This is a genomic window from Pseudomonas sp. R1-18 (genome assembly GCF_051132095.1).
In the GTDB taxonomy this organism is placed as follows: Bacteria; Pseudomonadota; Gammaproteobacteria; order Pseudomonadales; family Pseudomonadaceae; genus Aquipseudomonas.
In genome coordinates this window covers 780,838-805,652 of sequence record NZ_CP071658.1, presented here as the reverse complement: position 1 = coordinate 805,652, position 24,815 = coordinate 780,838, and the positions used below count along the sequence as shown (strand labels likewise).

Annotated in this window: 25 protein-coding genes and 4 tRNA genes; 12 read left to right on the top strand and 17 right to left on the bottom strand. The window is 59.6% G+C overall.

The window, feature by feature from the left end; genetic code table 11:
* From J3P77_RS03735 to yacG, 3 genes are read left to right on the top strand one after another with little or no spacing between them, the layout of a single operon-like run.
* A complete protein-coding gene (locus tag J3P77_RS03735) occupies positions 1 to 873 on the top strand; it encodes a prepilin peptidase (RefSeq protein ID WP_434679688.1) in 873 nt (290 codons plus the stop codon).
* Complete coding sequence (coaE, locus tag J3P77_RS03730; protein WP_434679687.1) at positions 870 to 1,493, top strand: dephospho-CoA kinase; 624 nt, start codon at positions 870 to 872, stop codon at positions 1,491 to 1,493. Before J3P77_RS03735 ends, coaE begins: the two co-directional genes overlap by 4 nt.
* On the top strand, positions 1,490 to 1,699 hold the full coding sequence (gene yacG, locus J3P77_RS03725; protein ID WP_434679685.1) for a DNA gyrase inhibitor YacG: 210 nt from the start codon (positions 1,490 to 1,492) through the stop codon (positions 1,697 to 1,699). The genes coaE and yacG overlap by 4 nt, the downstream gene beginning before the upstream one ends.
* A 353-nt stretch (positions 1,700 to 2,052) precedes the next feature.
* Here yacG and J3P77_RS03720 read toward each other — a convergent pair whose 3' ends face one another.
* Positions 2,053 to 2,739 carry an energy-coupling factor ABC transporter permease gene (locus J3P77_RS03720; protein WP_434679683.1) on the bottom strand — a complete coding sequence of 229 codons (687 nt, stop codon included), beginning with the start codon at positions 2,737 to 2,739 and terminating at the stop codon, positions 2,053 to 2,055.
* On the bottom strand, positions 2,736 to 3,197 hold the full coding sequence (locus J3P77_RS03715) for a hypothetical protein (RefSeq protein WP_434679682.1): 462 nt from the start codon (positions 3,195 to 3,197) through the stop codon (positions 2,736 to 2,738). The genes J3P77_RS03720 and J3P77_RS03715 overlap by 4 nt, the downstream gene beginning before the upstream one ends.
* A 163-nt stretch (positions 3,198 to 3,360) precedes the next feature.
* Here J3P77_RS03715 and J3P77_RS03710 point away from each other — a divergent pair, with 163 nt between their 5' ends.
* Genes J3P77_RS03710 through J3P77_RS03695 form a run of 4 tightly spaced genes read left to right on the top strand, consistent with a single transcriptional unit; the run spans position 3,361 to position 6,055 of the window.
* Positions 3,361 to 3,990 (top strand): DUF1780 domain-containing protein, encoded by a 630-nt coding sequence (locus J3P77_RS03710; RefSeq protein ID WP_434679680.1) that lies wholly within the window; start codon positions 3,361 to 3,363, stop codon positions 3,988 to 3,990.
* Entirely contained in the window at positions 3,987 to 4,496 is a 510-nt protein-coding gene (locus tag J3P77_RS03705; RefSeq protein WP_434679679.1) for an MOSC domain-containing protein, read from the top strand. Before J3P77_RS03710 ends, J3P77_RS03705 begins: the two co-directional genes overlap by 4 nt.
* A gap of 26 nt (positions 4,497 to 4,522) precedes the next feature.
* Entirely contained in the window at positions 4,523 to 4,696 is a 174-nt protein-coding gene (locus tag J3P77_RS03700) for a DUF3094 family protein (protein WP_434679677.1), read from the top strand.
* Between the two features lie 60 nt (positions 4,697 to 4,756).
* On the top strand, positions 4,757 to 6,055 hold the full coding sequence (locus J3P77_RS03695) for an NAD(P)/FAD-dependent oxidoreductase (protein WP_434679676.1): 1,299 nt from the start codon (positions 4,757 to 4,759) through the stop codon (positions 6,053 to 6,055).
* A 255-nt stretch (positions 6,056 to 6,310) separates the two neighbouring features.
* On the opposite strand, the gene J3P77_RS03690 is transcribed toward J3P77_RS03695, so the two are convergent.
* The 7 genes from J3P77_RS03690 to rluD form a co-directional block, all read right to left on the bottom strand.
* Positions 6,311 to 6,387, bottom strand: a tRNA-Pro gene (locus J3P77_RS03690).
* Between the two features lie 97 nt (positions 6,388 to 6,484).
* Positions 6,485 to 6,560, bottom strand: a tRNA-Lys gene (locus J3P77_RS03685).
* A gap of 5 nt (positions 6,561 to 6,565) precedes the next feature.
* Positions 6,566 to 6,642, bottom strand: a tRNA-Pro gene (locus J3P77_RS03680).
* A 26-nt stretch (positions 6,643 to 6,668) separates the two neighbouring features.
* A tRNA-Asn gene (locus J3P77_RS03675) sits at positions 6,669 to 6,744 on the bottom strand.
* A gap of 291 nt (positions 6,745 to 7,035) precedes the next feature.
* Positions 7,036 to 9,600: an ATP-dependent chaperone ClpB gene (gene clpB, locus J3P77_RS03670; RefSeq protein ID WP_434679674.1), complete on the bottom strand. Its 2,565-nt coding sequence runs from the start codon at positions 9,598 to 9,600 to the stop codon at positions 7,036 to 7,038.
* Positions 9,601 to 9,823: 223 nt separating this feature from the next.
* Positions 9,824 to 10,552, bottom strand: coding sequence for a peptidoglycan editing factor PgeF (pgeF, locus tag J3P77_RS03665; protein WP_434679673.1), 729 nt, complete (start codon positions 10,550 to 10,552; stop codon positions 9,824 to 9,826).
* Positions 10,549 to 11,511, bottom strand: coding sequence for a 23S rRNA pseudouridine(1911/1915/1917) synthase RluD (gene rluD / locus J3P77_RS03660; protein WP_434679672.1), 963 nt, complete (start codon positions 11,509 to 11,511; stop codon positions 10,549 to 10,551). The genes pgeF and rluD overlap by 4 nt, the downstream gene beginning before the upstream one ends.
* A gap of 149 nt (positions 11,512 to 11,660) precedes the next feature.
* Here rluD and J3P77_RS03655 point away from each other — a divergent pair, with 149 nt between their 5' ends.
* The 4 genes from J3P77_RS03655 (at position 11,661) to J3P77_RS03640 (ending at position 16,006) form a co-directional block, all read left to right on the top strand.
* Positions 11,661 to 12,683, top strand: coding sequence for an outer membrane protein assembly factor BamD (locus J3P77_RS03655; protein ID WP_434679671.1), 1,023 nt, complete (start codon positions 11,661 to 11,663; stop codon positions 12,681 to 12,683).
* A gap of 161 nt (positions 12,684 to 12,844) precedes the next feature.
* Positions 12,845 to 13,081, top strand: a complete 237-nt coding sequence (locus J3P77_RS03650) for a PP0621 family protein (protein ID WP_434679670.1) — start codon at positions 12,845 to 12,847, stop codon at positions 13,079 to 13,081.
* A complete protein-coding gene (locus J3P77_RS03645) occupies positions 13,071 to 14,663 on the top strand; it encodes a sensor histidine kinase (RefSeq protein WP_434679669.1) in 1,593 nt (530 codons plus the stop codon). Before J3P77_RS03650 ends, J3P77_RS03645 begins: the two co-directional genes overlap by 11 nt.
* Positions 14,664 to 14,665: 2 nt before the next feature.
* The gene (locus J3P77_RS03640; protein ID WP_434679668.1) at positions 14,666 to 16,006 is read left to right on the top strand and encodes a sigma-54-dependent transcriptional regulator; all 1,341 of its coding nucleotides are present in this window, start codon (positions 14,666 to 14,668) and stop codon (positions 16,004 to 16,006) included.
* Positions 16,007 to 16,257: 251 nt separating this feature from the next.
* Here J3P77_RS03640 and thiO read toward each other — a convergent pair whose 3' ends face one another.
* Genes thiO through J3P77_RS03605 form a run of 7 tightly spaced genes read right to left on the bottom strand, consistent with a single transcriptional unit; the run spans position 16,258 to position 23,188 of the window.
* Positions 16,258 to 17,361, bottom strand: coding sequence for a glycine oxidase ThiO (gene thiO, locus J3P77_RS03635; RefSeq protein ID WP_434679666.1), 1,104 nt, complete (start codon positions 17,359 to 17,361; stop codon positions 16,258 to 16,260).
* A gap of 24 nt (positions 17,362 to 17,385) precedes the next feature.
* On the bottom strand, positions 17,386 to 17,781 hold the full coding sequence (locus J3P77_RS03630; RefSeq protein WP_434679664.1) for a type IV pilin protein: 396 nt from the start codon (positions 17,779 to 17,781) through the stop codon (positions 17,386 to 17,388).
* 9 nt (positions 17,782 to 17,790) lie between these two features.
* Positions 17,791 to 20,988 carry a pilus assembly protein gene (locus J3P77_RS03625; RefSeq protein WP_434679663.1) on the bottom strand — a complete coding sequence of 1,066 codons (3,198 nt, stop codon included), beginning with the start codon at positions 20,986 to 20,988 and terminating at the stop codon, positions 17,791 to 17,793.
* On the bottom strand, positions 20,975 to 21,487 hold the full coding sequence (locus tag J3P77_RS03620) for a pilus assembly PilX family protein (protein ID WP_434679661.1): 513 nt from the start codon (positions 21,485 to 21,487) through the stop codon (positions 20,975 to 20,977). The genes J3P77_RS03625 and J3P77_RS03620 overlap by 14 nt, the downstream gene beginning before the upstream one ends.
* Before the next feature lie 14 nt (positions 21,488 to 21,501).
* Positions 21,502 to 22,224, bottom strand: coding sequence for a PilW family protein (locus J3P77_RS03615; RefSeq protein ID WP_434679660.1), 723 nt, complete (start codon positions 22,222 to 22,224; stop codon positions 21,502 to 21,504).
* On the bottom strand, positions 22,221 to 22,730 hold the full coding sequence (gene pilV / locus J3P77_RS03610) for a type IV pilus modification protein PilV (RefSeq protein ID WP_434679659.1): 510 nt from the start codon (positions 22,728 to 22,730) through the stop codon (positions 22,221 to 22,223). Before pilV ends, J3P77_RS03615 begins: the two co-directional genes overlap by 4 nt.
* On the bottom strand, positions 22,730 to 23,188 hold the full coding sequence (locus J3P77_RS03605) for a GspH/FimT family pseudopilin (RefSeq protein ID WP_434679658.1): 459 nt from the start codon (positions 23,186 to 23,188) through the stop codon (positions 22,730 to 22,732). Before J3P77_RS03605 ends, pilV begins: the two co-directional genes overlap by 1 nt.
* A 131-nt stretch (positions 23,189 to 23,319) precedes the next feature.
* Here J3P77_RS03605 and J3P77_RS03600 point away from each other — a divergent pair, with 131 nt between their 5' ends.
* Positions 23,320 to 23,820: a GspH/FimT family pseudopilin gene (locus J3P77_RS03600; RefSeq protein ID WP_434679657.1), complete on the top strand. Its 501-nt coding sequence runs from the start codon at positions 23,320 to 23,322 to the stop codon at positions 23,818 to 23,820.
* 14 nt (positions 23,821 to 23,834) lie between these two features.
* Here J3P77_RS03600 and ispH read toward each other — a convergent pair whose 3' ends face one another.
* Positions 23,835 to 24,782 (bottom strand): 4-hydroxy-3-methylbut-2-enyl diphosphate reductase, encoded by a 948-nt coding sequence (ispH, locus tag J3P77_RS03595; RefSeq protein ID WP_434679656.1) that lies wholly within the window; start codon positions 24,780 to 24,782, stop codon positions 23,835 to 23,837.
* Positions 24,783 to 24,815: the final 33 nt, after the last annotated feature.

The window sequence follows — 24,815 nt, the reverse complement described above, 5'->3', positions numbered from 1 at the left end:
ATGCTCCTTTCAGATTTCCTGGCCACCTCTGCACTGGCGTTCGTGATAGTCGGCGGCGTGCTCGGCCTGTTGGTCGGCAGCTTCCTGAATGTGGTGATCTACCGCTTGCCAAAGATGATGGACCGCGACTGGAAAGCTCAGGCTCGTGAAGTCCTGGGCTTGCCTGCTGAACCCGACGGTCCAAGATTCGATCTGATATTGCCGCATTCCAGCTGCCCACATTGCGGGCACAGGATTCGCCCGTGGCAAAACCTGCCGGTGATCAGTTACCTGCTCCTGGGCGGCCGCTGCGGCAACTGCAAATCGCCGATCAGCAAACGCTATCCGTTGGTCGAGTTGGCCTGCGGCGTTCTGTCGGCTTATATCGCCTGGCATTTCGGCTATGGCTGGCAGGCGGCGGCGATGCTGGTGCTGACCTGGGGGTTGCTGGCGATGAGCATGATTGATGTGGATCACCAATTGCTCCCCGACTCGCTGGTGATGCCGCTGCTCTGGCTTGGCCTTATCGTCAACGCCTTCGGTCTGTTCACGCCGCTTGGCGATGCATTGTGGGGCGCTGTCGCCGGCTATCTGTTGCTGTGGACCGTGTTCTGGCTGTTCAAACTGGTGACTGGCAAGGAAGGCATGGGCTATGGCGACTTCAAGTTGCTGGCAATGCTTGGAGCCTGGGGCGGCTGGCAGATTCTGCCGCTGACGATTCTGATGTCGTCGCTGGTAGGTGCCGTGCTGGGCCTGATCCTGATGCGGATACGCAAGGTCGAAGCGGGGGCGCCGATGCCTTTCGGCCCCTATCTGGCTATTGCAGGCTGGATCGCATTGCTCTGGGGTGGTCAAATAACCGACTCCTATTTGCAATTTGCCGGTTTCAGATGACCCCACCTTCGCTCAAACCCTGGATTCTCGGTCTTACCGGTGGCATCGGCAGCGGCAAAAGCGCTGCGGCGCGCTGCTTTGCGGATTTGGGCATTCATACCGTCGACGCAGACCACGCTGCGCGCTGGGTGGTCGAGCCCGGCCGCCCGGCGCTGGCGCAAATTGCCGAACACTTCGGGCCGAACGTTCTGCAAGCCAACGGCGAACTGGACCGCGGTGCCCTGCGCAACCTGATATTCGACAACCCTGACCAACGTCGATGGCTGGAGGCGCTGCTGCATCCGTTGATCAACCAGGAAGTCGCCAGCCATCTGGCCCGTGCCGAATCGCCTTACGCCATTCTGGTGTCGCCATTGCTGATTGAGTCCGGGCAGTACCGCACGGTGCAGCGCTTGCTGGTGATCGACACACCGCCGGAGCTGCAGATCGAACGCACCATGCTGCGCGACGGCTCAAGCCTGGAGCAGGTTCAGGCCATTCTCAAGGCGCAGGCTCAACGCGAACAGCGTCTGAGCCATGCCGACGATGTTCTGGCCAATGACCGCGACCACGCCTGGCTGAAGAGCGAAGTCGAGCGGCTGCATCATTTTTACCTTACTTTGAATGGAGGCCAGTCATGAGCCAACCCACCATCGTCCAGTGCCCGACCTGCGGCGCCCCTGTCGAATGGAGCGCGGCCAGCCCGGCTCGCCCGTTCTGTTCGGACCGCTGCAAACTGATCGACCTCGGCGCCTGGGCATCGGAAGAACATGCGATTCCGGTCAGCCCGGATGCCGAGGACGAATTGTTCTCCGGCGACCTCGACGTCCCACCACGCGGCCACTGAGTACGCACAATTCCGCAGGAGCGCGTTTACCCGCGACGGGGCCGGTACAGCCGCCGCTTTGATATCGCCTGGTGCAAAGCAATCGCGGGCAAGCGCGCTCCTACGGCGCAGTGTCGCGGACATTGAGCCAGGCGCAACTCCGTAGGAGCGCGTTTACCCGCGACGAGGCCCGTACAGCCGCCGCATTGATATCGCCTGATGCAAGGCAGTCGCGGGCAAGCGCGCTCCTACGGCGCAGTGTCGCGGACATTGAGCCAGGCGCAACTCCGTAGGAGCGCGTTTACCCGCGACGGGGCCGGTACAGCCGCCGCTTTGATATCGCCTGGTGCAAAGCAATCGCGGGCAGCGCGCTCCTACGGCGCGTCGTCGTCTTTCCAGGGTGCGGAGAGGTAGCGGGTCTGGTTGAAGGTCTCCAGCCAGTCCGGGCTGAAGACCACCAGAGCGCTGACGATCATGCCGTTGATGAATGCCTCGGGAAAGATGATCAGCCACAGATAACCGATGTAATCGCTCAGCCAGTACGGCATGGCGAAAATACCTTCCAGCGTCAACAACGCCAGCGCCAGCAGCAAGCTGAACAGCGCCCCTGTCGCCGCAGCCAAAAACCCCGAGCAGAAGATGTATACAAACGGGCTTCGAGACTGCGCTCGCTCAACGAGAATCGCGCAGGCTTCGGTCACCAGTACCGGCACGCCGACGAACAACACACCGTTGACGCCTAACGCTGCCAGATCCTGGCGCCCCAGCGCGATCAGTGCCATCTGCGCGGCGACGCCGCCGACCAGCGCCAGCGGCCAGTCCAGCAACAATGTCACGGCGGTCATGCCGATGAAATGGTAGGACACACCTGTCTCGAAATCCCGGCGCACCAGCCACAGGAGAAACAGCGCAAACACGGTCCCCACCAACAAATACTGACGCCGTCGGTCGGTGAGCAATTCAACCCAGGGTGAGCGGCAGATCGCCCAGCACAGCACAGGCACGTACAGCAGCCACCCGAAAGCCAGGGCGCCTGCGGTCAGTACCTGTGCGCTGATCATGGCCGTTCGAGGGCAGCGCGTAGCTGTTCTGCGGTGCTGAATTGCTGACGGCTGACCAGTTGCCCGTCGCGCAATTGCAACCAAAGCACCTTATCTTCATCGCCAGCATATTGCGGCACGACACGCGAGTCGCGGTCGAGCATCACGCGATAGGAGTAATCTCGCATCTTGGGGATCGCAAACATTGTGGCAATCAGCGTCGGCATCTTCTGAATATCGGCAACGAACACCGTCTGTCGTGATTCGAGGAAGCCTTTCGGCTTGCCCTCCAGCGCCTGGTTAACCAGTCTGGCGGCATCCATGCTGCGGGCGACCAGCAGGGTGTGGGTCTGATTGCCCAGGGTATAAGGCTGATCGTACTGATCGAGCAGCGTCCAGGGTGCGAGGCGGTCGCCGGTTTCCAGCGCCTGGGCGGTAAGCGGCAACAGGGCCAGGAGTAAGGCGGGCAACAATTTCAAAGACAGATCCTCGGAGCGTTTGGGTCGGTATCAGGCACTGCGCCACAACGTTGCACATCAAGGCGCTGGACTGCCGGATTACAGACTACAACTATGAAGAAGCCAGTCCACCCTTTCAGATCACTCTTTCAGTCGAAGCGTCCGGGAGGCTAAGCTTGGGCACATGGATGACTCAGATTACCTGCGCCTGCTGACGATCCAGGCCGAACAAGCCAACACCTTTCTTTCCAACGCGCGAAAGTGGGAACGCGAGCGCTGGGTTTGCCAGCGCCTGCTACAAGGGCTGAACATCGCTCATCGTGATGAGGACTTCACGTCCGCGGGGCAAGAGCCGCCCGACGTGCTGTTCCGCGACGCCTGTTTCGAGGTGTTCTTCGTGCTCGATGAAGGCCGACGTCTCAACGACGAGTGGCGTGAAGAGCTTGAAAGGCGACGCAGCGCATTCTCCTTGAGCCAACTGGTTCGCCGCGAAGCCAAGCCCAAGCGTATTCCGGCGGCGGAACTGCTGCGTCGGCTTGCCCCTACCCTGCGCAAGAAATCCCATAACTATAAAGAGCGCGGTCTGGATCTGGGCGAGTTGGACATCATCGCCTTCGCCAGCCTCAAGCGCGAAGTGCTGGACCTCAACAGCCACTTCCCGCCGCCGACCGAGTACCTGCGTCAGGGTTGGCGCTCGCTGTCACTGGTCGGACCCACCTTCGCTCGGGTATTGTTCGCGCACCCGGATGCTCCGGATTTTCTGCGGACCAATCTGGGCCGCAGTGTGGTTTTCGATGTTGGAATCAGTTTATGAGTCCCCTGCAGGAACTGCTGGCCGATGTGCCGCAGCAAGGCCGCGTGCGCTGGATCGGCGTGCGCCCGGCGTCTCGTGCCGAGATGCTGGAACTGGAAGCCGTAGAGGCGCGGCGCGAAGCGGGACTGACCGGTGATCACGCTCGCCCCGGGCCGCGTAATGCACGCCAGGTCACGCTGATTCAGTGGGAACATCTGGCAGTGGTCGGCTCGCTGCTGGGTCGCCCCGCCGAAAGCCCCATTGTGCCGCAGGACCTGCGCCGCAACCTTGTCATCAGCGGTATCAATCTGTTCAGCCTGAAAGGTCGACGCTTTCGGGTCGGCCAGGCGATATTCGAGACCACCGGTTGGTGCCAGCCCTGCGCGAAACTTGAGCAACGCCTGGGCCACGGGACCTTTCAGGCCTTACGCGGACATGGCGGAATCACCGCCCGAGTGATACAAAGCGGAATCATCCGACTCGATGATCGATTGCGGGTCGAGCCGCTGGACAGCGGCATCGAGTGACCACCCAAGCCCGCCACGAGGCTAAAATGAGCAGCCGCCTGAACCCTGACGACCAAAGACGTGTCGAAGAGTACCTTCAAGCACCCCAGCACCAAGTCGAGCGTCGGCCTTTTCGGCCATGGCTGCTCCTGATCCTGCTGTTGGTCGTGGTAACGGGCCTGGGCTTGTTGAGCCGTTTACTGAGCCATCTGACGCTATGAGCTGCCTTGCGCTCGCGAAGATCGGGCTCCCGAATTCCTTTAACCTTTCGAGTAATCCTTATGACTCATCGCATTGTTATCGTCGGCGGAGGCGCCGGCGGTCTGGAGCTGGCTACCCGTCTGGGTAAGACCCTGGGCAAGAAAGGCACGGCCAGCGTCACGCTGGTGGACGCCAACCTCACCCACATCTGGAAACCGCTTTTGCACGAAGTGGCTGCCGGCTCGCTCAACTCTTACGAAGACGAGCTGAACTATGTGGCTCAGGCCAAGTGGAATCACTTTCAGTTCCAATTGGGGTGCATGACCGGCCTGGACCGCGCTAAACGCCAGATTCATCTGGCGGCAACTTTCGACGAACAGGGCACGGAGCTGGTCCCGGCGCGCAGCCTGGATTACGACTCGCTGGTGCTGGCGGTCGGCAGTACGACCAACGACTTCGGCACCAAAGGTGCGGCCGAGCATTGCCTGTTTCTGGACAGCCGCAAGCAGGCCGAGCGCTTCCATCAGCAGTTGCTCAATCACTACCTGCGCGCCCACGCAGGGCAAACCGATGGCACGCAGGAAATCTCCGTCGCCATTGTCGGAGCAGGCGCGACCGGCGTCGAGCTGGCGGCCGAGTTGCATAACGCCGCGCACGAACTGGCGGCTTATGGTCTGGGGCAGATCAAGCCGGAAAACCTGCGCATCACCGTGATCGAAGCTGGCCCGCGGGTACTGCCTGCCCTGCCGGAACGTATCGGCGGTCCGGTCCACAAGACCCTTGAAAAGCTGGGCGTAACGGTTCTGACCAATGCCGCCGTCAGCGAAGTGACTGCTGAAGGTCTGAACACCGCCAGCGGACAGTTCATTCCCGCGACTTTGAAAGTCTGGGCGGCGGGTATCCGGGCGCCGGGCTTCCTGCATGAACTGGATGGGCTGGAAAGCAACCGCATCAATCAACTGCAAGTGCTGCCCACCCTGCAGACCACGCGCGACGAGAACATCTTCGCCTTCGGCGATTGCGCAGCATGCCCACAGAAAGGCACCGACCGCAACGTCCCCCCACGCGCCCAGGCCGCGCACCAGCAGGCATCGTTGTTGGTGAAATCGCTGCGCCACCGCATCGAAGGCAAGGCGCTGCCGGAATACACCTACAAGGACTACGGCTCGCTGATTTCGCTATCGAGCTTTTCCGCGGTCGGCAATCTCATGGGCAGCCTGATGGGCAGCGTCATGCTGGAAGGCTGGCTGGCGCGGATGTTCTACGTTTCGCTGTATCGCATGCATCAGATGGCGCTGTACGGCACCTTCCGGACGTTGATGCTGATGCTGGGCAGCAGAATCGGCAAGGGGACCGAGCCGAGGATGAAGTTGCACTGAGACGAAGCCGGGGTGCCCACCGACCAGCTCTGTGGGCAGCCCTCCTGTCAGTGGGAGGGAGCTTGCTCGCGACAGCGGTGTTATTGGCAGAACATCTGCAGCGAAAGTAATGACCTCGTCGCCAGCAAGCTGCCTCCCACAAAATCGCATTTCAAACTGCAAAAAAAAAGCGTCCCGAAGGACGCCTTTTTTGTTGGACTCAAAACAACTGTTTTTGAATCCTGGATTTTCTACCCTAATACAGCGGGGCGAAAATGGTCGGGGTAAGGGGATTCGAACTCCTGACATCCTGCTCCCAAAGCAGGCGCGCTACCGGACTGCGCTATACCCCGATGATGCTAAAAAGCACCTAGTTAAAGGCGCTTTTTATCTGGGTGATGTTTATGGCATCACTCCCTAAGATTCGGCCAGATACAAACTAGCCAAAAATGGTGGGTCGTGTGGGATTCGAACCTACGACCAATTGGTTAAAAGCCAACTGCTCTACCAACTGAGCTAACGACCCAAATATGGTCGGGGTAAGGGGATTCGAACTCCTGACATCCTGCTCCCAAAGCAGGCGCGCTACCGGACTGCGCTATACCCCGACTGAAACATTGAACCTTGCGAAATCTGGCTCCACGACCTGGACTCGAACCAGGGACCCAGTGATTAACAGTCACTTGCTCTACCAACTGAGCTATCGCGGAACTATCGATTTCAGATTCAACTTACAACTTACCGCATCGAAAATGACTTGCTGTTAACTTCGCCAATCCCGATCTCATCGACCTTTACGCTGCGTTTGTATCGTTGCGTTCACGTCTCTGAGGCGCGCTATTCTACAAGATCAAAACACCCTGTCAACCCTCTAAATTGCTTTGAAGACAATGATTTGCGATTTTTTTTCAGATCGCCTTTTCGGCCCGATTTTCCGGCCTGATTGCTCACCCATAAAAAAGGGCCCCCTCGCGGGAGCCCTTTGTCGACGTACAGCTTGATCAGGCGAACACGATCTCGTCGTTGGCCACAGTACCGGTGATGCTGGCGCCGGGTACGAAACCGCCCGACAGAATCAGCTGGGCCAGCGGGTTCTCGATCCAGCGCTGTATTGCACGCTTCAGAGGCCGCGCGCCGTATACCGGGTCGTAACCGACAGCGATCAACTTGTCCAAAGCCTCCGGGCTCAGCGTCAGCGTCAGGTCGCGTTCGGCCAGACGGCTGCGCAGGCGGCCCAACTGGATGTCGGTGATCCCTGCGATCTGATCCCGCGCCAATGGCTCGAAGATCACCACCTCATCAATACGGTTGACGAACTCAGGGCGGAAGTGACTGCCGACCGCATCCATGACAGCCGCCCGTTGTGCTTCACGGTCGCCTACCAGCTCCTGAATCTGCGCCGAGCCCAGGTTGGACGTCATGACGATCACGGTATTGCGGAAGTCCACGGTGCGACCGTGGCTGTCGGTCAGGCGTCCGTCCTCCAACACTTGCAGCAATATATTGAATACGTCGCTGTGAGCCTTCTCGACTTCATCGAGCAGGATCACCGAATATGGCTTGCGACGCACAGCCTCGGTCAGATAGCCGCCCTCTTCATATCCGACGTAGCCTGGCGGCGCTCCGATCAGGCGCGCCACGGAGTGCTTCTCCATGAACTCCGACATGTCGATGCGCACCATCGCCTCTTCGGTATCGAACAGGAACTCGGCCAGCGCCTTGCACAGCTCGGTCTTGCCCACACCGGTCGGGCCGAGGAACATGAACGAGCCACTTGGCCGATTCGGGTCGGACAGCCCGGCGCGAGAACGACGTACGGCGTTGGCTACGGCAACCACGGCTTCGTCCTGACCGATCACGCGCTGATGGAGCAGGCTTTCCATTTTCAACAGCTTCTCGCGCTCGCCTTCGAGCATCTTGGAAACCGGAATACCGGTCCACTTCGACACGACTTCCGCGATTTCTTCTTCGGTCACCTTGCTACGCAGCAGCTGGTTCTCCGGCTTGCCGTGCTGGTCGACCATCTGCAGGCTGCGCTCCAGATCCGGGATGATTCCGTACTGCAACTCAGCCATGCGGTTCAGATCGCCACGACGCCGGGCCGCTTCGAGCTCCTGGCGGGACTGCTCGATTTTCTGCTGGATCTGCGCAGAACCGGTCACCTCGGCTTTTTCCGAGGTCCAGACTTCCTCCAGATCCGCGTATTCGAGTTCCAACCGCTCGATTTCGCCCTGAAGTTTCTCCAGACGCTTGATTGCGGCGTCGTCCTTTTCTTTCTTGAGCGCCTGAGATTCAACCTTCAATTGAATAAGGCGGCGTTCAAGGCGATCCAGAACTTCCGGCTTGGAGTCGATCTCCATGCGAATGCGGCTGGCCGCTTCGTCGATCAGGTCGATGGCCTTGTCTGGAAGCTGACGGTCGGTGATGTAGCGATGGCTCAACTTGGCTGCGGCGATAATCGCGCCGTCGGTGATCGCCACTTTATGGTGTACCTCGTAGCGCTCCTTGAGGCCGCGAAGAATGGCAATGGTGTCCTCCTCGCTCGGCTCGTCCACCAGCACCTTCTGGAAGCGTCGCTCCAGCGCCGCATCCTTCTCTATATATTGGCGGTACTCATTGAGCGTGGTCGCGCCGACACAATGCAGTTCACCGCGAGCCAGCGCAGGCTTGAGCATATTGCCCGCATCCATGGAGCCTTCGCCCTTGCCGGCGCCGACCATGGTATGCAGCTCGTCGATGAACAGAATGATCTGCCCTTCCTGCTTGCCCAGTTCGTTGAGCAGCGACTTGAGGCGTTCTTCGAACTCGCCACGGTACTTGGCACCGGCGATCAGCGCGCCCATGTCAAGCGACAGCAGCCGCTTGCCACGCAGGCCGTCCGGCACTTCGCCGTTGATGATGCGCTGCGCCAGGCCTTCCGCGATTGCAGTCTTGCCCACGCCGGGCTCACCGATCAGCACCGGGTTGTTCTTGGTGCGGCGCTGCAGGACCTGAATGGTGCGACGGATCTCGTCATCGCGACCGATCACCGGGTCCAGCTTGCCTTCTTCGGCACGCTTGGTGAGGTCGACGGTGTACTTGTCCAACGCCTGCCGCGACTCTTCGGCATTCGGATCGTTGACCGCATCGCCGCCGCGCAGGTTATTGATGGCGTTTTCCAGGGCCTTCTTGCTCACGCCCTGGCCGAGCAGCAACTTGCCGATCTTGCTGTTCTCGTCCATGGCCGCCAGCAGCACGAGCTCGCTGGAAATGAACTGGTCGCCCTTCTGCTGTGCCAGACGGTCGGCCTGATTAAGCAGCCGCGCCAGATCCTGCGACATGTTCACGTCGCCGGTGGGGTTCTGGATCTTTGGCAGACGGTCGAGCTCTTTGCTCAACTCTTTGCGCAGGCTGTTTATGTCGAAACCCACTTGCAGCAACAGAGGCTTGATCGAGCCGCCTTGCTGCTCGAGCAATGCCTGCATCAAGTGCGCAGGCTCGATAGCCGGATGGTCGAGGCCGACGGCAAGCGATTGGGAATCGGATAACGCTAATTGCAACTTGCTGGTCAATCTATCGATACGCATTAGTCACCTTCCTATTCAATGCAGGCCGGAGCAATGCAGGCAGTGCGAGAACCAGTGCGATCACAATGTTCTTACACGGCCTGAGGAACACACCTATAACGAAAACCTGCGGGATTGACAGATAGATGCGGTCGATTCTGCAGGATTCAAGCTTCGGTTCGATTGATGTACATCAGACTCGTACCCACGCAAGCCTAGCTGGAATGGGCGAGAAGGCGCTGGATCAGGCGTGATCGATCCAGATCAGGGAGGCGAAGCGGCCCGTCCGGGCGCTACGGCGATAGGAATAGAAGCGTGGATCGGTGAAAGTGTCCAGCCCGCCGCCATAGACAGCCGTCACACCATGGGCCGCCAGCCGCAGGCGCGCCAGCATATAGATGTTAGCCATGAAGCGACCGGCATTCAGGCTGGGCAGGAAGGCCTGCGCGGTTTCGGGATGACTGCTTATAAAGGTGTCACGCACTTCGGCGCCCACCTCGAACGATTGCTGACCGATGGCCGGACCCAGCCAGACCAGAATCTGCCCAGGAGGCGTCCTGAGGCTGTCGGCAGTCGCCTCCAGCACACCGGCGGCCAGCCCGCGCCAACCGGCGTGAGCGGCAGCGACCCGCGCGCCGTCCCGGGTACAGAACAGCGCGGGCAGGCAGTCGGCGGTCATGATGGTGCAGGCGATGCCCGGAGTCGCGGTCCAGCTCGCATCGGCTTCGGCGACCACGGACGGGTCGGCATGCGCTACCGCCACGCCATGCACCTGACGCAGCCACGCCGGGCGGACGTTGAGGCGGGAGGTCAAGAGCAGACGATTACTGGCGACGGCTTCCGGCCGATCATCGACATGGTCGCCCAGATTGAAGCTGTCGAACGGAGCAAGGCTGAGCCCACCGGACCGCGTGGTAACGCACGACTTGATCGTCGCGGGCGCGGGCCAGTCGGGGATCAGCCAGTCAGTCACCCGATGAACGCCTCGCGGTCCTGCTTGAGCAGCGACAGCAGCCAGACGAAGTCGTCCGGCAGCGGCGATTCCCAGCTCATGCGTTTACCGGTGATCGGATGATCCAGTTCCAGGAAGCGCGCGTGCAGCGCCTGACGCGGGAACGTCTTGAGCGAGTCGACCATGGTCGGGCTGGCTGCCGGCGGGATGCGGAAACGACCACCGTAGGCAGGGTCGCCCACCAGCGGATAGTTGATGTGCGCCATGTGTACGCGAATCTGGTGAGTCCGACCGGTCTCCAGCTTGACCCGCACATGGGTATGGGAACGGAAGCGCTCCAGCACGCGGTAATGACTGACCGCCTGCTTGCCGCCTTCCATCACCGCCATGCGCTGCCGCTGCTGACCGTGACGGCCGATCGGTGCGTCGATCTTGCCGCCCGCGGTCACTACGCCGATCACGATGCACTCGTAGATGCGGCTCACGCTGCGGCTCTGCAGCTGCGTGACCAGCTGGGTCTGCGCCTGGATGGTCTTGGCAACCACCATCAACCCGGTGGTGTCCTTGTCCAGGCGATGCACGATGCCGGCGCGCGGAACATTGATGATGTCCGGCACGTGGTGCAGCAGCGCATTGAGCAAGGTGCCGTCGGCATGCCCGGCAGCCGGATGGACGACCAGACCGGCGGGCTTGTTGATCACCAGAATCTGGTCGTCTTCGTAGACGATATCCAGTTCGATGTCCTGGGCGACCCACTCTCCCTGCGCCTCCTGCTCGGCGACCAGCTGCAGAACCGAACCGCCATGCACGATGTCACGCGGGCGCAGCACGCCACCGTCCACAGTGAGGCGGCCGTCCTTGATCCAGGCGGAAAGGCGCGAGCGCGAGTGCTCGGCGAATAATTGTGCGGCGACTTGGTCGAGGCGTTGACCGCCCAATTCGGACGGCACCTCTGCGCGGAGTTCTATATTTTCGGACATGACCAGACTAGGTGGCGGCTAGCCTTTGGTTTCGGCAGCGCGCTTGTGGTTAAATACGGCGTCTTTTGTCCCGCCAGTTTTGCGGGGCGCTCATCATAACAGGACGGCCACGCCCAAGACAGCGGGCCGTTATAGGGACGCAAGCCGCCATGCAAGTGAAACACCTGCTGCTGATCGCCATCCTCGCAACGACTGCGGCCTGTTCGTCGAAGGAAGTCATCGACGAAAACCTCAGCGAAGTCGAGCTGTACCAGCAGGCGCAGGCCGACCTGGGCAATAACAGCTACAACAGCGCCACCGAGAAACTCAAGGCGCTGGAATCGCGCTACCCGTTCGGTCGCTACGCCGATCAGGCGCAGCTGGAGCTGATCTACTCCAACTACAAGAACGGCGAACCCGAGGCTGCCAAGTCGGCTGCCGAGCGCTTCATCCGTCTGCATCCGCAGCACCCCAACGTCGATTACGCCTATTACATGAAGGGCCTGACGTCCTTCGACCAGGACGTCGGCCTGCTGGCGCGCTTCCTGCCGCTGGACCAGACCAAGCGTGACCCGGGCGCCGCTCGCGATTCGTTCAACGAATTCGCCCAGCTGACCAGCCGCTTCCCCAACAGCCGTTACGCGCCAGACGCCAAGCAGCGCATGATCTATCTGCGTAATCTGCTGGCTTCGTATGAAATCCACGTAGCCGATTACTATCTGACGCGTCAGGCTTACGTGGCCGCTGCCAACCGTGGCCGTTACGTGGTGGAAAACTTCCAGGAAACCCCATCCGTCGCCGACGGTCTGGCGGTGATGGTCGAGTCGTATCAGCGCCTGCATCTGGACGACCTGGCTGCCACCAGCCTTGAAGTGCTCAAGACCAACTACCCCAACCACCCACAGCTGGCGGACGGCGAGTTCACTCCTCGTCAGGTCGAGGCCGACAACCGCTCGTGGCTGTCTAAGGCAACGCTGGGGTTGATTGACAATAAAGCGCCGTTGCCGCCGGGCGAAACCCGCGCCAATCAGGACGTGCAGCGTCAGTATCAGGAAGCCAAGGACGCCATTCCAAAGGAATTGCTGCCGGAGAACCAGGCTGAGCTGGACGAGCAGGCAGCGGAAGAAGCCGAAGCGCGTGGCGAGAAAAGCCGCTCCTGGTTCAGCTACATGACGCTGGGCCTGTTCGACTGATTCACGATGCTCAAAGAAGAGGCCCGCGGGCCTCTTTTTTTATGCCCGCTGTTCTGGATGCCGACGGGACCTGCGCCTTTGAACATGGCCTGATTTTGTCGCTGTCCGGGCGCTCGCAGCTTGGCTACACTGCTTGGAATTCAAACACTAAGCGGGTAGACATGTTTCGCATAATTTTGTGGGTCGCCTTGATCCTGGCGGTTATCTGGTTCGTCAAGCGACTGCTCAACCCTCCCGCGCCACGCGGACGCGCCGAGCCGCCTGAAAATGCAGCTCCCATGGTGCGTTGCGCCCACTGTGGCGTTCATCTTCCTCGTGACCGTGCATTGAGCCAGGAACAGCAATGGTACTGCAGCGAGGCGCACCGGCTGGAAGGCCCTGCGACTCGTGACCGCTGAAGCCCTTTCACTCGATACGCCACAGGCGCAACGAATCCTGCGTCTGTACCACCTGTATCGACTGACCATCGGGGTATTGCTGGTTCTGCTGACCTCCAGCAGCCTGGACACCGAGCTGCTGCAAATGGCCGATACCAACCTGTTCCGCGCAGGCTGCTGGTTGTATCTGGTGTTCAACATTCTGGTCGTGGTCCTGCTGGAGCGTCCACGACGCAAAGCCCAGCTGTTCAGTCTGGCCATGACCGACGCCATTCTCCTGTCAGGGCTGTTCTACGCTGCCGGTGGACCTTCAAGCGGCATCGGCAACTTGCTCATTGCCTCGGTCGCCATCAGTAATGTGCTGCTGCGCGGCCGTTTCGGGCTGCTGATCGCAGCGACGTCCGCCATCGGCATTATCTACCTGACCTTCTACATCAGTTTCAGCACCCCGGCCGTCTCCAACCATTACGTGCAGGCCGGCTCACTCGGCACGCTGTGTTTCGCCGCCGCGCTTCTGGTGCAGGCACTGACCGCTCGCATGCAGGTCAGTGAAGTGCTGGCCGAACAACGCGCGGCAGATGTCGATAGTCTCGAAGAACTCAACGCACTGATCCTGCAGCGCATGCGCACCGGCATCCTGGTGCTGGACGCGCGCCGTCAGGTGCTTTTGGCGAATCAGGGCGCGCTTAACCTGCTCGGTCACGAGCAGTTGGTGGGCGAAGTCATCGACGCCTTCTCCCCGCAACTGGTCGACCGCCTTCGCCAGTGGCTGATCAACCCGATCCGGGTGCCGCGCAGCGTCACGACCTCCGCGCTGGGTCCGATCCTGCAACCGAGCTTTGCCGCGCTCAACCGTGGCGATCAGCGTCAGACGCTGATCTTTCTGGAAGACCTGTCGCAGATTACTCAGCAGGCCCAGCAGCTGAAGCTGGCGGCGCTGGGGCGGCTCACGGCGAGCATCGCCCACGAAATTCGCAACCCGCTGGGCGCGGTCAGTCACGCAGCCCAGTTGCTCATCGAGTCGGAGGAACTGAGCGCATCGGATCGCCGCCTCGGGCAGATCATTCAGGACCAGTCTCGGCGTATCAATCTGGTCATCGAAAACGTCCTGCAGCTGTCCAGACGGCGCGAAGCGCGCCCCGAACTTCTGGACCTGCGGCACTGGCTGGAGAACTTTGTCGCCGGAGTGCGCAGCAGTGCACCGCCGCGCCAGTTGACGCACACCGAAATAGGCCAGGGCATGCTGACCACCCGCATGGACGCCGAACAGCTCAATCAGGTGGCGACCAACCTGCTGCAGAACGGTCTGCGCTACAGCGGCAAGATCCACGAGGTGGCGCAAGTCTGGCTGAAACTTTTCCACGACCCGAGAAGCGACCTCCCTGTTCTGGAAGTCCTGGATGACGGGCCGGGTGTGCCGCAGCAGCACCTGAGCAAAATCTTCGAGCCGTTTTTTACCACTGAAAGCAAGGGCACGGGCCTTGGCCTCTACCTTTCGCGCGAGCTGTGCGAAAGCAATCAGGCGCACCTGGAATACAGCCCGCGTCATGGCGGCGGCAGCTGTTTGCGCATTACCTTCGCCCACCCGTTCAAACCGAGCTGAGCATGAGCCAACGGCAAAAGATCCTGATAGTCGATGATGAGCCGGACATTCGTGAACTCCTGGAAATCACCCTGGGGCGCATGAAGCTTGAGACACGCAGCGCACGAAATGTGGCCGAGGCCCATGACTGGCTGATGCGCGAGCCGTTCGACATGTGCCTGACCGACATGCGCCTGCCTGACGGTAACGGGCTGGAGCTGGTGCAGCATATCCAGCAGAGTCATCCGCAACTGCCGGTGGCGATGATCACCGCGCATGGCAACCTGGACACCGCCATTCAGGCGCTGAAATCCGGGGCGTTCGATTTCGTGACCAAGCCGGTAGACCTGAGCCGCCTGCGCGAGCTGGTCAACAGCGCGCTACGGCTGCATCCCGCAGCTCAGACTGAGCGCAGTGTCGACAGCCGCTTGCTGGGTGACTCCCCGCCGATGCGCACCTTGCGCACACAGATCAGCAAGCTGGCACGCAGCCAGGCACCGATCTACATCAGCGGCGAATCAGGCAGCGGCAAAGAGCTGGTGGCCCGCTTGCTCCATGAACAGGGTTCGCGCGCGGACAAGCCCTTCCTGCCGGTCAACTGCGGTGCCATTCCTTCGGACCTGATGGAAAGCGAGTTTTTCGGCCATCGCAAGGGCAGTTTCAGCGGCGCCCACGAGGACAAGCCCGGGCTGTTCCAGGCGGCTCACCATGGCACGCTGTTTCTTGATGAAGTCGCCGACCTGCCGATGGGCATGCAGGTGAAACTGCTGCGCGCGATACAGGAAAAATCTGTACGCAGCGTGGGCGACCAGCAGGAACAGATTATGGATGTGCGCATTCTATGTGCGACTCACAAGGACCTGGCTGCCGAAGTCACGGCCGGACGATTTCGTCAGGATCTGTACTATCGGCTGAATGTCATCGAGTTGCGGGTGCCGTCGCTGCGCGAGCGTCGCGAGGATATTGAACAGCTGGCGACTTCGATACTGCGCCGCCTGGCCAGCAACAGCGGCCAATCGCCCGCGAGCCTGCACCCGCAGGCGCTGGAAACGCTCAAGAGTTACCGTTTTCCCGGTAACGTGCGCGAGCTGGAGAACATGCTGGAACGGGCTTACACCCTGTGTGAGAACGACGAGATTCACGCATCCGACCTGCGCCTGGCCGAGATCGCCGCGCCACAGGCGCAGGACGGACCGAGCCTGGCCGATATCAACAACCTGGAAGATTATCTGGAAAGCATCGAGCGCAGGCTGATCCTCCAGGCGCTTGAAGAAACCCGCTGGAACCGCACGGCTGCGGCAGAGCGGCTGAGCCTGTCATTCAGATCGATGCGCTATCGGTTGAAGAAATTGGGGCTGGATTGAATTGCTGCTTTAGGTAGGAGATTCTATGTTTGAGGGGTAGCCCTAAAACATAGAATCTCATGGCGCCCGCGAAGCCGCTTTTGATTCTGCCCGGAGGGCGTGGGAGTGACCGGGCGGCGATCCGCTTGCTCTGGGCGGCAATCCGACGATCTGGCGCGTAGCGGCAGTAAACCGGACGACCGTGTTGTTTCAGGTATACCGCGTGAACCATGTTGCTGCCGGTCCCCGGCAGATCGCGGGCAAGCGCGCTCCTACGATTTGGGCAGGTCTGTTGGAGCATACGGCGCAGGGTCAATGATTGGTTCACGCTCAAGCAGCAGGTCGGTCAGCAACTGGCAGGAAGCCGGGGCAAGTACCAGGCCGTTGCGGTAGTGGCCGCAATTGAGCCAAAGCCCTTCATGTCCTGGCAGAGGCCCAATGTAGGGAATGCCCTGCGGCGAGCCGGGACGTAGCCCGGCCCAGTGTGCGACTGGCTCGGCGCCGGCCAGTGCCGGCAACAATTCGATCGCAGAAGCCTTCAGGCTTTCCAGCGCGACCGACGTCGGGGTTTTGTCGAAGCCTTCATGCTCCAGCGTGCTGCCGATCAGAACATGCCCGTCGCGGCGCGGAATCGCATAGCGCCCTTTCGCCAGCACCATGCTGGACAGAAAATCCGGCGCGCATTTGTAGAGGATCATCTGCCCTTTTACCGGCTCGACCGGCAGCGTCACGCCGAGGGTGCCGAGCAGCTCACCGCTCCACGCTCCCGCCGCCAGCACCACCCGATCCCCAAGCACATCCCCGGCTCCGGTGCTCACACCGAGAATCCGCTCACCCTGACGCACGAAACCGCTGACCTCACAGTGCTCACGGATCTCGACATGAGGCATGGCCAACAGCGCAGCCTTGAGCGATTTGACCAGCCGCGGATTACGCACATTGGCCACATCGGCCATGTAGATCGCGCGCGAATACCCTTGCCCCAACACTGGCACCGCGTCACGCACGGCGCTGAGTTCAACGCTGCTCAAGGGCCGGTTTTCGCGAGCGGCCCACTCCAGCGCCTGTGGTTCGTCTTCCAGATCCAGCCAGTACAAACCCGTGGTGTGAACCTCGGGATCCAGACCGGTCTGCGCGAGAAGGCGCTGGCTCAGGTGCGGGTAGAAATCCTGCGACCAGTGCGCCAGAGCGGTCACTGCGGAACTGTAGCGCCAGGGGTAAAGCGGCGAGACGATGCCGCCGCCCGCCCACGAAGACTCCTGCCCGACGCCCGAACGGTCCAGCAGTGTCACCTTGGTCTGCTCGGACGCCAGATTGAATGCAGTCAGCAATCCGATAACACCGCCGCCGACGATCACTACGTGTTGCATGTGCATCTCGTTCTTCAGCCAGCGGAAGGATTAGCGGCCCCAGCATTCCTTCACGGTTGCCGTACCGCCGGGATTGGTGCGTTCGCCGGTGTTGGTGATTGTGAAAACCCCGCACTTATCGTTGGCCATCATACCTTTGCCAGTGGCTGCGAGGGTAAAGGTCTGTGCCGCAGGCGTAAATGCAATGTTGTAGTAAGCGTTGCCTTGAGAAAGGGTGGGCCCGGGAGTACCGTTATATACTCCGTTTCTCGAATACCAGCGCTCCAGGACCTGCGCCTGCTCACCCAGCAGCGTGGCAATCGCTGCCCGATGTGTGCGTTTCACATATTCGGTGTAACTGGGGTACGCAATGGCAGCCAGAATACCGACAATCGCGACCACGATCATGAGTTCGATCAAGGTAAAGCCTTTGGTTGTCGCTCGCATATCACTTCCCTACTGGATCTGTCGCCACATGATGCGTTGATACAAATTAGCGCTGCCACCCTTTTCCAGTAGCCTGCTGGGCGTGCCGCCGCTGGAATCCGGCACGTACTTATTGTCATTGGCGCCCCCCGTGCCGGCGACGACTGACGCCAGAACAGGTATACCGCTGCCAAAACTTTGACCCGAGACAATCGAATCGACAGTACTGATGTCATTGTCACCGTTGGTATCCAGAACCTGATAGGTCAGCATGCTTCCAGTCACAGAATCCAGTTCAAACAAGCGACCCGTGCCGGTACTCTCACAAGGGTCACTGGAATTAACCGACGCAGTAGTGAAAATAATACGGGTGCGACTGGTTTGCGCTGGATAAATGATGCGCTCGCCTGGATAAAGCGTACTGGCGGTCAACGGCATGTACCAGCCCCTGCGGGTGGTCCAGTCGACAGGGTTGCTAGTCGAAGTAAAGTAGGTGGCCGCGCTGCCCGTGACCGTACCGTTGACGGCCTGAGCCTGGAGATTACCCTCTTCAAGGCTGCCCGATCCGCCATCCGCGTCCCAGATGGCGTAGAACGCTTGCTGGGCACTTGTAAACTTATCCGCGGCTTCACTCACCTTGCCGGTGCCAAAGTAAACAAGCTTGCCGTTAAGTGGATGATCAATCAGTAAGGGTTGTACTGTGATCGGCTGATTGGCGCCGCCCGGAGCGGTGAACAGTGGTTGACCATTGAAGGCGACTTTCCAGCCGCTGGCCGCCGTGGAACTCATATCGAACTTCCACATCCTGCCTTTGAGGTCCCCGGCATATGCAGCCTGAACCACGTTTTGTGAGTTCACACGGAGCTTCACCGATGACAGACCGTTGTCAGTCTCATTGTTGAGCACCGGAGTCGGGATCTCAGTGATGAACGCCCCCGTGTTGGCATTGAGCACCAGCAAGGAAGCCCGCCCGGTAAAGCTGCCATACCCGTTCCCTATGACCACTATTCCGGTTCCATTGGCCATGCGAGCGACTTCTGGTTTGGAATAGGCAAAGCCTAGGTTATTGAAGTTGTTACCGGGCTCTGATTGTTCAGGTGCCTTGACCTCCCAAAGCGCGCTGATCGAATTGTTGTTCGTCCCTTCAAACAACTTGATGGCGAAGTAGCTTTTGCCTCCTGCCCCAGTACCGCCATAGGCAACGGTGCGCCAGGCTGACGCGGCACCGGCTTGAGTATCAAAAACGGAAATCTGACCATCGACTGTGAATTTGTGTACACCGGAGCCATATGAAGTTGAAGCGACGGTTGATAAGGCAGGCAGCACCGTTGAGGGCATGTAGGCGTAGCGACGCTCTCCGCCAGCCGCACTCAGAACGTTGAAAAAGCCATCGTTGGTATTTACCAACAGGCTATTGACCATATTGCTGTTCTTGTTCGAGAGGTAGGTGGTGTAGGTACCGTCGCCCAACAAGTCCACCGCAGTCTTGTCGCTGGGCAACGCTGCTGCCAGTGGCGAGTTGACGATGTCACCCAGTATTCGGGTTCGGCTGCGTAGCGCTGGATGGCTGACACCTTTGCTCCAGTTGATCAGGTTCGCACCGTTCACCCCCGGGGGCAGACCGGTATCAATGACAGCTCGCTGGGACGCCGAGAAGTTGTTGTAGTCCAGATTGATTCGCGCGGGAGAAGCCGTATTCCAGGATTCAAAGATCGGGCCTGGTGACCCGCTCGTGATTCTGGTGTCGGTGGTCCACTCGATCGAACCAAGCTCACCGGTAGTTGCACTGAGGTTGTAAGCCCTGATTGTGCCGCGCCAGTCGGTCGGATCGTAAAGTGTCTGATAGAAGCGGCTGCCTGCCTGTAAAGTCGACGAGTTCGCCGCGCCTCCGCCGCCGGAGCCAGCCTTGGCATAGATGTCGCTCAGGGCCTGGCTTAGCGCGGCATTCAAGCCAGCGCTATCATTCGTTTGAAAATACTTACCGCGACCATGCTGATCATCTGCGGCATCAATGAGCATCTGGTTATCGGCAGTGAATCCGATGGTATAGGTGGTCATGTTCTGCCGAGGAAAACCGGCGGTATCCCAGCTTTTCGAAGTCAAATCGACGGACGAAGTGCCAGTGGTCTTGCGCATGTCAATGTCATACGCAAACCGCGCCAGGTCATCCAGATAAAGCGTGTCTCCCTCGCCATCACCTGCCAGATTGAAGCCATCATTCGCCCTCAGATCCCAGTTCGGGAGGGATCGAGCACCGTCGGCAGCATCTTCTGGGTCGTCGCTTGGAAAAGACCGATCAAAAGTAGGCAGACCGTCGGTGATAACCACGCCGACGTTCTTCTGACACCTGTATTGAATAGGGCTTTCATAGCGAGTGGGTAAGCTATTGTAATAAGGCGCCATCCCCCGGAAGTATCGGGTGATTTCATAATAGGTTTCCGCAAGGGGCGTATTAGAGTCGCCCCGAATTGCAGTTATAGCTGCATTAAGCGCATCCAGATTGCGCTTTGCCGCTTCAGCGGTCACACCTGTCGTATTGGACGCCGTGGGCTGGACAGCTGTCAAATCCAGAACATTTCGGGAAATCTTGCCACCCGGACCCGAATTGGTTCCCGTGGGTGCGTTAAAACCGGCCAAGCCGATTCTCAACGTCTGGCTGTTGTTTTTGACCAGGTCCAGGGATACGTTGCGCGCAACCCTCATGCGGAAGTCGTTGGGTATAAGGCCTGGAACAGTGAAGTCCTTGGTTCTTGAATTCCCGCTGGCGCGAGTGAGGTCGATCAGGTATGAAAGATAATCTGCTGTGTAACGCGTCGAGCCTTCGCCCGCGGCCGGGTCCGGCAACAACAGGCAGTAAGAGACTCCGTCACGAACAACGTATGTATAGTTGCTATTTCCACAGCTGTAAGAGCTTGCGGAGCTCAGGATCAGCGTGCCATTGCCATCGATGTCTGTAGAAATCTGACAGGTATCCCGCCCACAGCTATATAACTGCCAGTAGGTAATTTTTGGGCGCGCAAGATTGGGGTTGAAGCCTGAGGCCCAGATTATGTTGTTCATGCTCCCTGAATTGTCCACCATGAGCATTACATTGGGTGTCACCGCAGAGGCACTCAGTAGGGGCACCTGAGAAGGAGTGAACGCATAGACCGGCGCTGCCAGATAGAAGCCCAATAAGGCGCCGGCTGCCAGCTTCAAGCAGCGCCGCAGTATTTCAGCAATTCGCATAAATGCTCTCCAGCACAGTTCGGGTTGCGCCTTTCTCGGCAACTGCAGTTACCCGATAAAGCGTGACCGTGCTCGATGCCGAGCAGGTTGGCGGTCGCCTGATGGGATTGGTAGCCGTGCCCAGGTTCTGAACGGCATAAAGTCCGCCCTCGATTCTGACCCAAGTTACGCCAGAGCTGCCGTTGAACCCTGGGGTCGGGAGTGCGCTGTTAGTTGATTCTGGCGGCGGGAGGCATGTGACGGTGTTTGTGCATTTTGGCAAGGAATATCCGGCCACCATTATTGCAGACTCTCCTTGTCGCAAGACTGCTTCAGCCGTCTGAAACGATTCATTGCGCATGGTTACGCTGCCGGCCATTTTTTCCTGGAGAGTGGCATTCTGCATTGACGAGATGCCAAGCATAGTTAGAAGAAGCAAAAAGACCAGACTCACCAACAGCACCATGCCACGCTGGCGGTGCTTAAAGTTCATGCCCGATTTCAATGACATAGTTCTCATTTCGCTGGACCCGTTCAAAATCGGTTACGCAGGTAGGCCACAGCGCTGTACCGCTGCTCCCTCACCTGGCCGCTCGGATCCGCCAAAGTCAACGTCAGACGGACACTGCGGACATCGACAGACGTAACCAAGGTAACAGCGTTGGTATAGGTCATCGGGCTGCCTGCCATACCAAATTGAATATCCAAAGCGCTGACATTCTGCAGCAGAGTTTGAATCGGAGCGCCTGCACCCGCCCGCAGTGTCAACGTGCCGCCGTTAACGCCATAAATTAGCTGTCGCAGTGGAAAAGCGGTCTGGCCAGCGGCGGGAGCCCTGGCTCCTAGAAACAACCTAGAGGACGTCTGGCAGTCAGAAAGGATGGTCCAGTTCGGCGTAGTACCAGCGGTGCCGATGTCGGCGGTCACCAACGTTAATGTCCGGGCAGTGTTATCCCAGAGAATCGATCTTTCCGGATCGACCGCCGGTGTCAACGACCTGACGAGCTCTGGAGGAGCAGCAACCAGCGGATAACTCCCGCTTCCCAGACAGCCCACCATGCCTGTCATACGGATTTCCTGAATCATTTTGCTCAACACGAAGCGGGCATCTTCCTGCATACGCGCGGCAGCGTTCTGGCTGGTGAACGTTGCTCGCGAGGCGGTAAATATCTGGATGATGCCCAGGCTTACTATCAGCCCCAGCACCAGCGCCACCATGATTTCGACCAGACCGAAGCCGCGTGACGAACGCTTCATGGGTTGATCCCTATGCGCGAACTGAGCACGAAAGAACGCTTGCTGCCTGCAAGCGGAGCGCCTGTGGCGCCCTCACTGGAGCGCAGTGCCCGAGCGTCATCCCACACGACAGTAATGGTCACGATCGGCCTGTCAATAATGATGTTGCTTTCCGCGCCGTCTGCACCAGCAAAGTTAGTGATGTTATTCCTGAAGTCAGACAGATCGATTGAGCGAGCGTCACTCCCGGCAGATGGCGCTGCTGCGAGATTGGCCAGCCCATAAGTTGTCAGGACGTCGGTGGTGCCATTCGCAACCGCATTACCATCAACGTTTGCGCGGATCCGATCCATCATGTCGTAGGCGATGAAGCTGGCCTGACTGCTCATCGTCGCGCTGTCGGTGTATTTCAGGGCGTTGAGCTGGATCGCCGCGGCGCCGAGCAGGCCGATGGCAAGGATCAGGACAGACACCAATACCTCGATCAGCGTCATTCCGCGCTGGCGAGACGAGTTCAATTTCTGCATCAACAGTTTCCATTAGCAACAATGCGCCCGGTCAGGCAGACCTTTATCAACTTTGTCGTCGAACCTCGCGTATAGGCCAGATCAACGGGCAACGCCGGCGCACTCAGGCCACCGAGGTTATTGAAGTCGATTGCCGCTACGCCGCCGCTATTCAGCACACCTCCGCTGCTCAATGCCGGGACCAGACGCAACACCGTTTGGGACGCTATCGCGACGACCTGCAACTGAGTCGCCCAGTCAGCCCCATTTACTGGCGCAACTCGAACAGTCACACCCCTGTTTATCGCCTCCAGCCGCGCATAGTTGAGCGCGCGCTGCAAATCGCTGACCTCTGTGTCGATCTTGTTGTTGCGGATCGTGCTGCTGAAGTTGGGAATGGCGATAGCGGCCAGAATGCCCACCAGAGACACAGTGACTAACAATTCGACGAGGGTGAATCCCTTGGCTATGGGGCGCATTGAGTGTCTCCTAGACGTTACGACTATAAGGCAGCAACGCTGTTGGAAAATCCATAGCGGGACGTACGGTTGTTTTGCCGCGACGAGTGCCCGAAAGCGTTTGGAATGATGTTTTCCAGGGAGGAAAACCCATGAAGCATGCAGGATTCACCCTGATTGAGCTATTGATCGTTTTTGCACTGCTGGCGATTCTCGCCAATTTTGCTTCCCCGCCTTTAGCCGAGCTAGTCGATGCCCAGCGCCGACTGACTGCGGCTCAGGAGCTGGCCAGCGGCATACGTTCGGCGCGTGTCGCCGCCGTTACACGCAATCAGGTGATTACCATTCATGCCATTGACGCGGACTGGAGCAACGGCTGGAGAATCATTGCGGATCTGGACGGCAAGGGCCCGGACGCGCGCGACCCGGTACTGGTCGAACGCGCCAACGCTGCCAGAACCCGGATTGTGGGCAACAGCAAGGTTGCGGAATATCTGAGTTTCGACGGCCTGGGCGGTTTACGACGGGCCGCCAACGGCAGCTTGCACGTCTGTATCAAGGATCAGCCGATCAGCCATTACCGCGTGATCGTGAACATCACCGGCCGTGTGCGGGTAGAGGACACAAAGATCCCGCACCCGCTCTGCTCATGACCAGGCCAACAGGCTTACAACAGCGACTTGACCCGCAGTTCCTTGGGCATCGAGAAGGTGATGTTTTCCTCCCGACCGGCCAGTTCATCAGCGCCGGTAGCGCCCCACGCCTGCAACTGCTGGATCACGCCGCGCACCAGCACTTCCGGTGCGGAGGCACCCGCCGTGATGCCGATGCGCTGGACGCCCTCAAACCAGCTGCGCTGCATGTCTTCGGCCCCGTCGATCAAATAGGCCGGGGTCGCCATGCGTTCGGCCAGCTCACGCAGCCGGTTGGAGTTGGAGCTGTTGGGACTGCCCACCACCAGCACGACATCACACTCGTCGGCCAGCTGCTTCACCGCATCCTGGCGGTTCTGCGTGGCGTAGCAGATGTCATCCTTGCGCGGCCCACCGATGGCCGGGAAGCGTTGGCGCAGCGCGTCGATGACCCGGCTGGTGTCATCCATCGACAGGGTTGTCTGGGTGACGAACGCCAGGTTCTCGGGATTGCGGACCTGCAGGCCGGCGACGTCTTCCTCGTCTTCGACCAGATAGATCGCGCCGCCATTGCTGGCGTCGTACTGACCCATGGTGCCTTCGACTTCCGGGTGACCCTCGTGGCCAATCAGAATGCATTCGCGTCCGTCGCGGCTGTAACGGGCGACTTCGATATGCACCTTGGTCACCAGCGGGCAGGTAGCGTCGAACACTTTCAGGCCGCGACCGGCCGCTTCCGAGCGTACGGCCTGGGAAACGCCATGGGCGCTGAAGATGACGATGACGTCATCGGGCACCTGATCGAGTTCTTCGACGAAGATCGCTCCGCGCGAGCGCAGATCTTCGACGACGAATTTGTTATGAACCACTTCGTGGCGCACGTAAATCGGCGGGCCAAACACTTCCAGGGCGCGATTGACGATTTCGATCGCGCGATCCACACCGGCACAGAAGCCGCGGGGGTTGGCGAGTTTGATTTGCATGCTGTGCCTCGTATTTACGTGCGGAGCTACCCG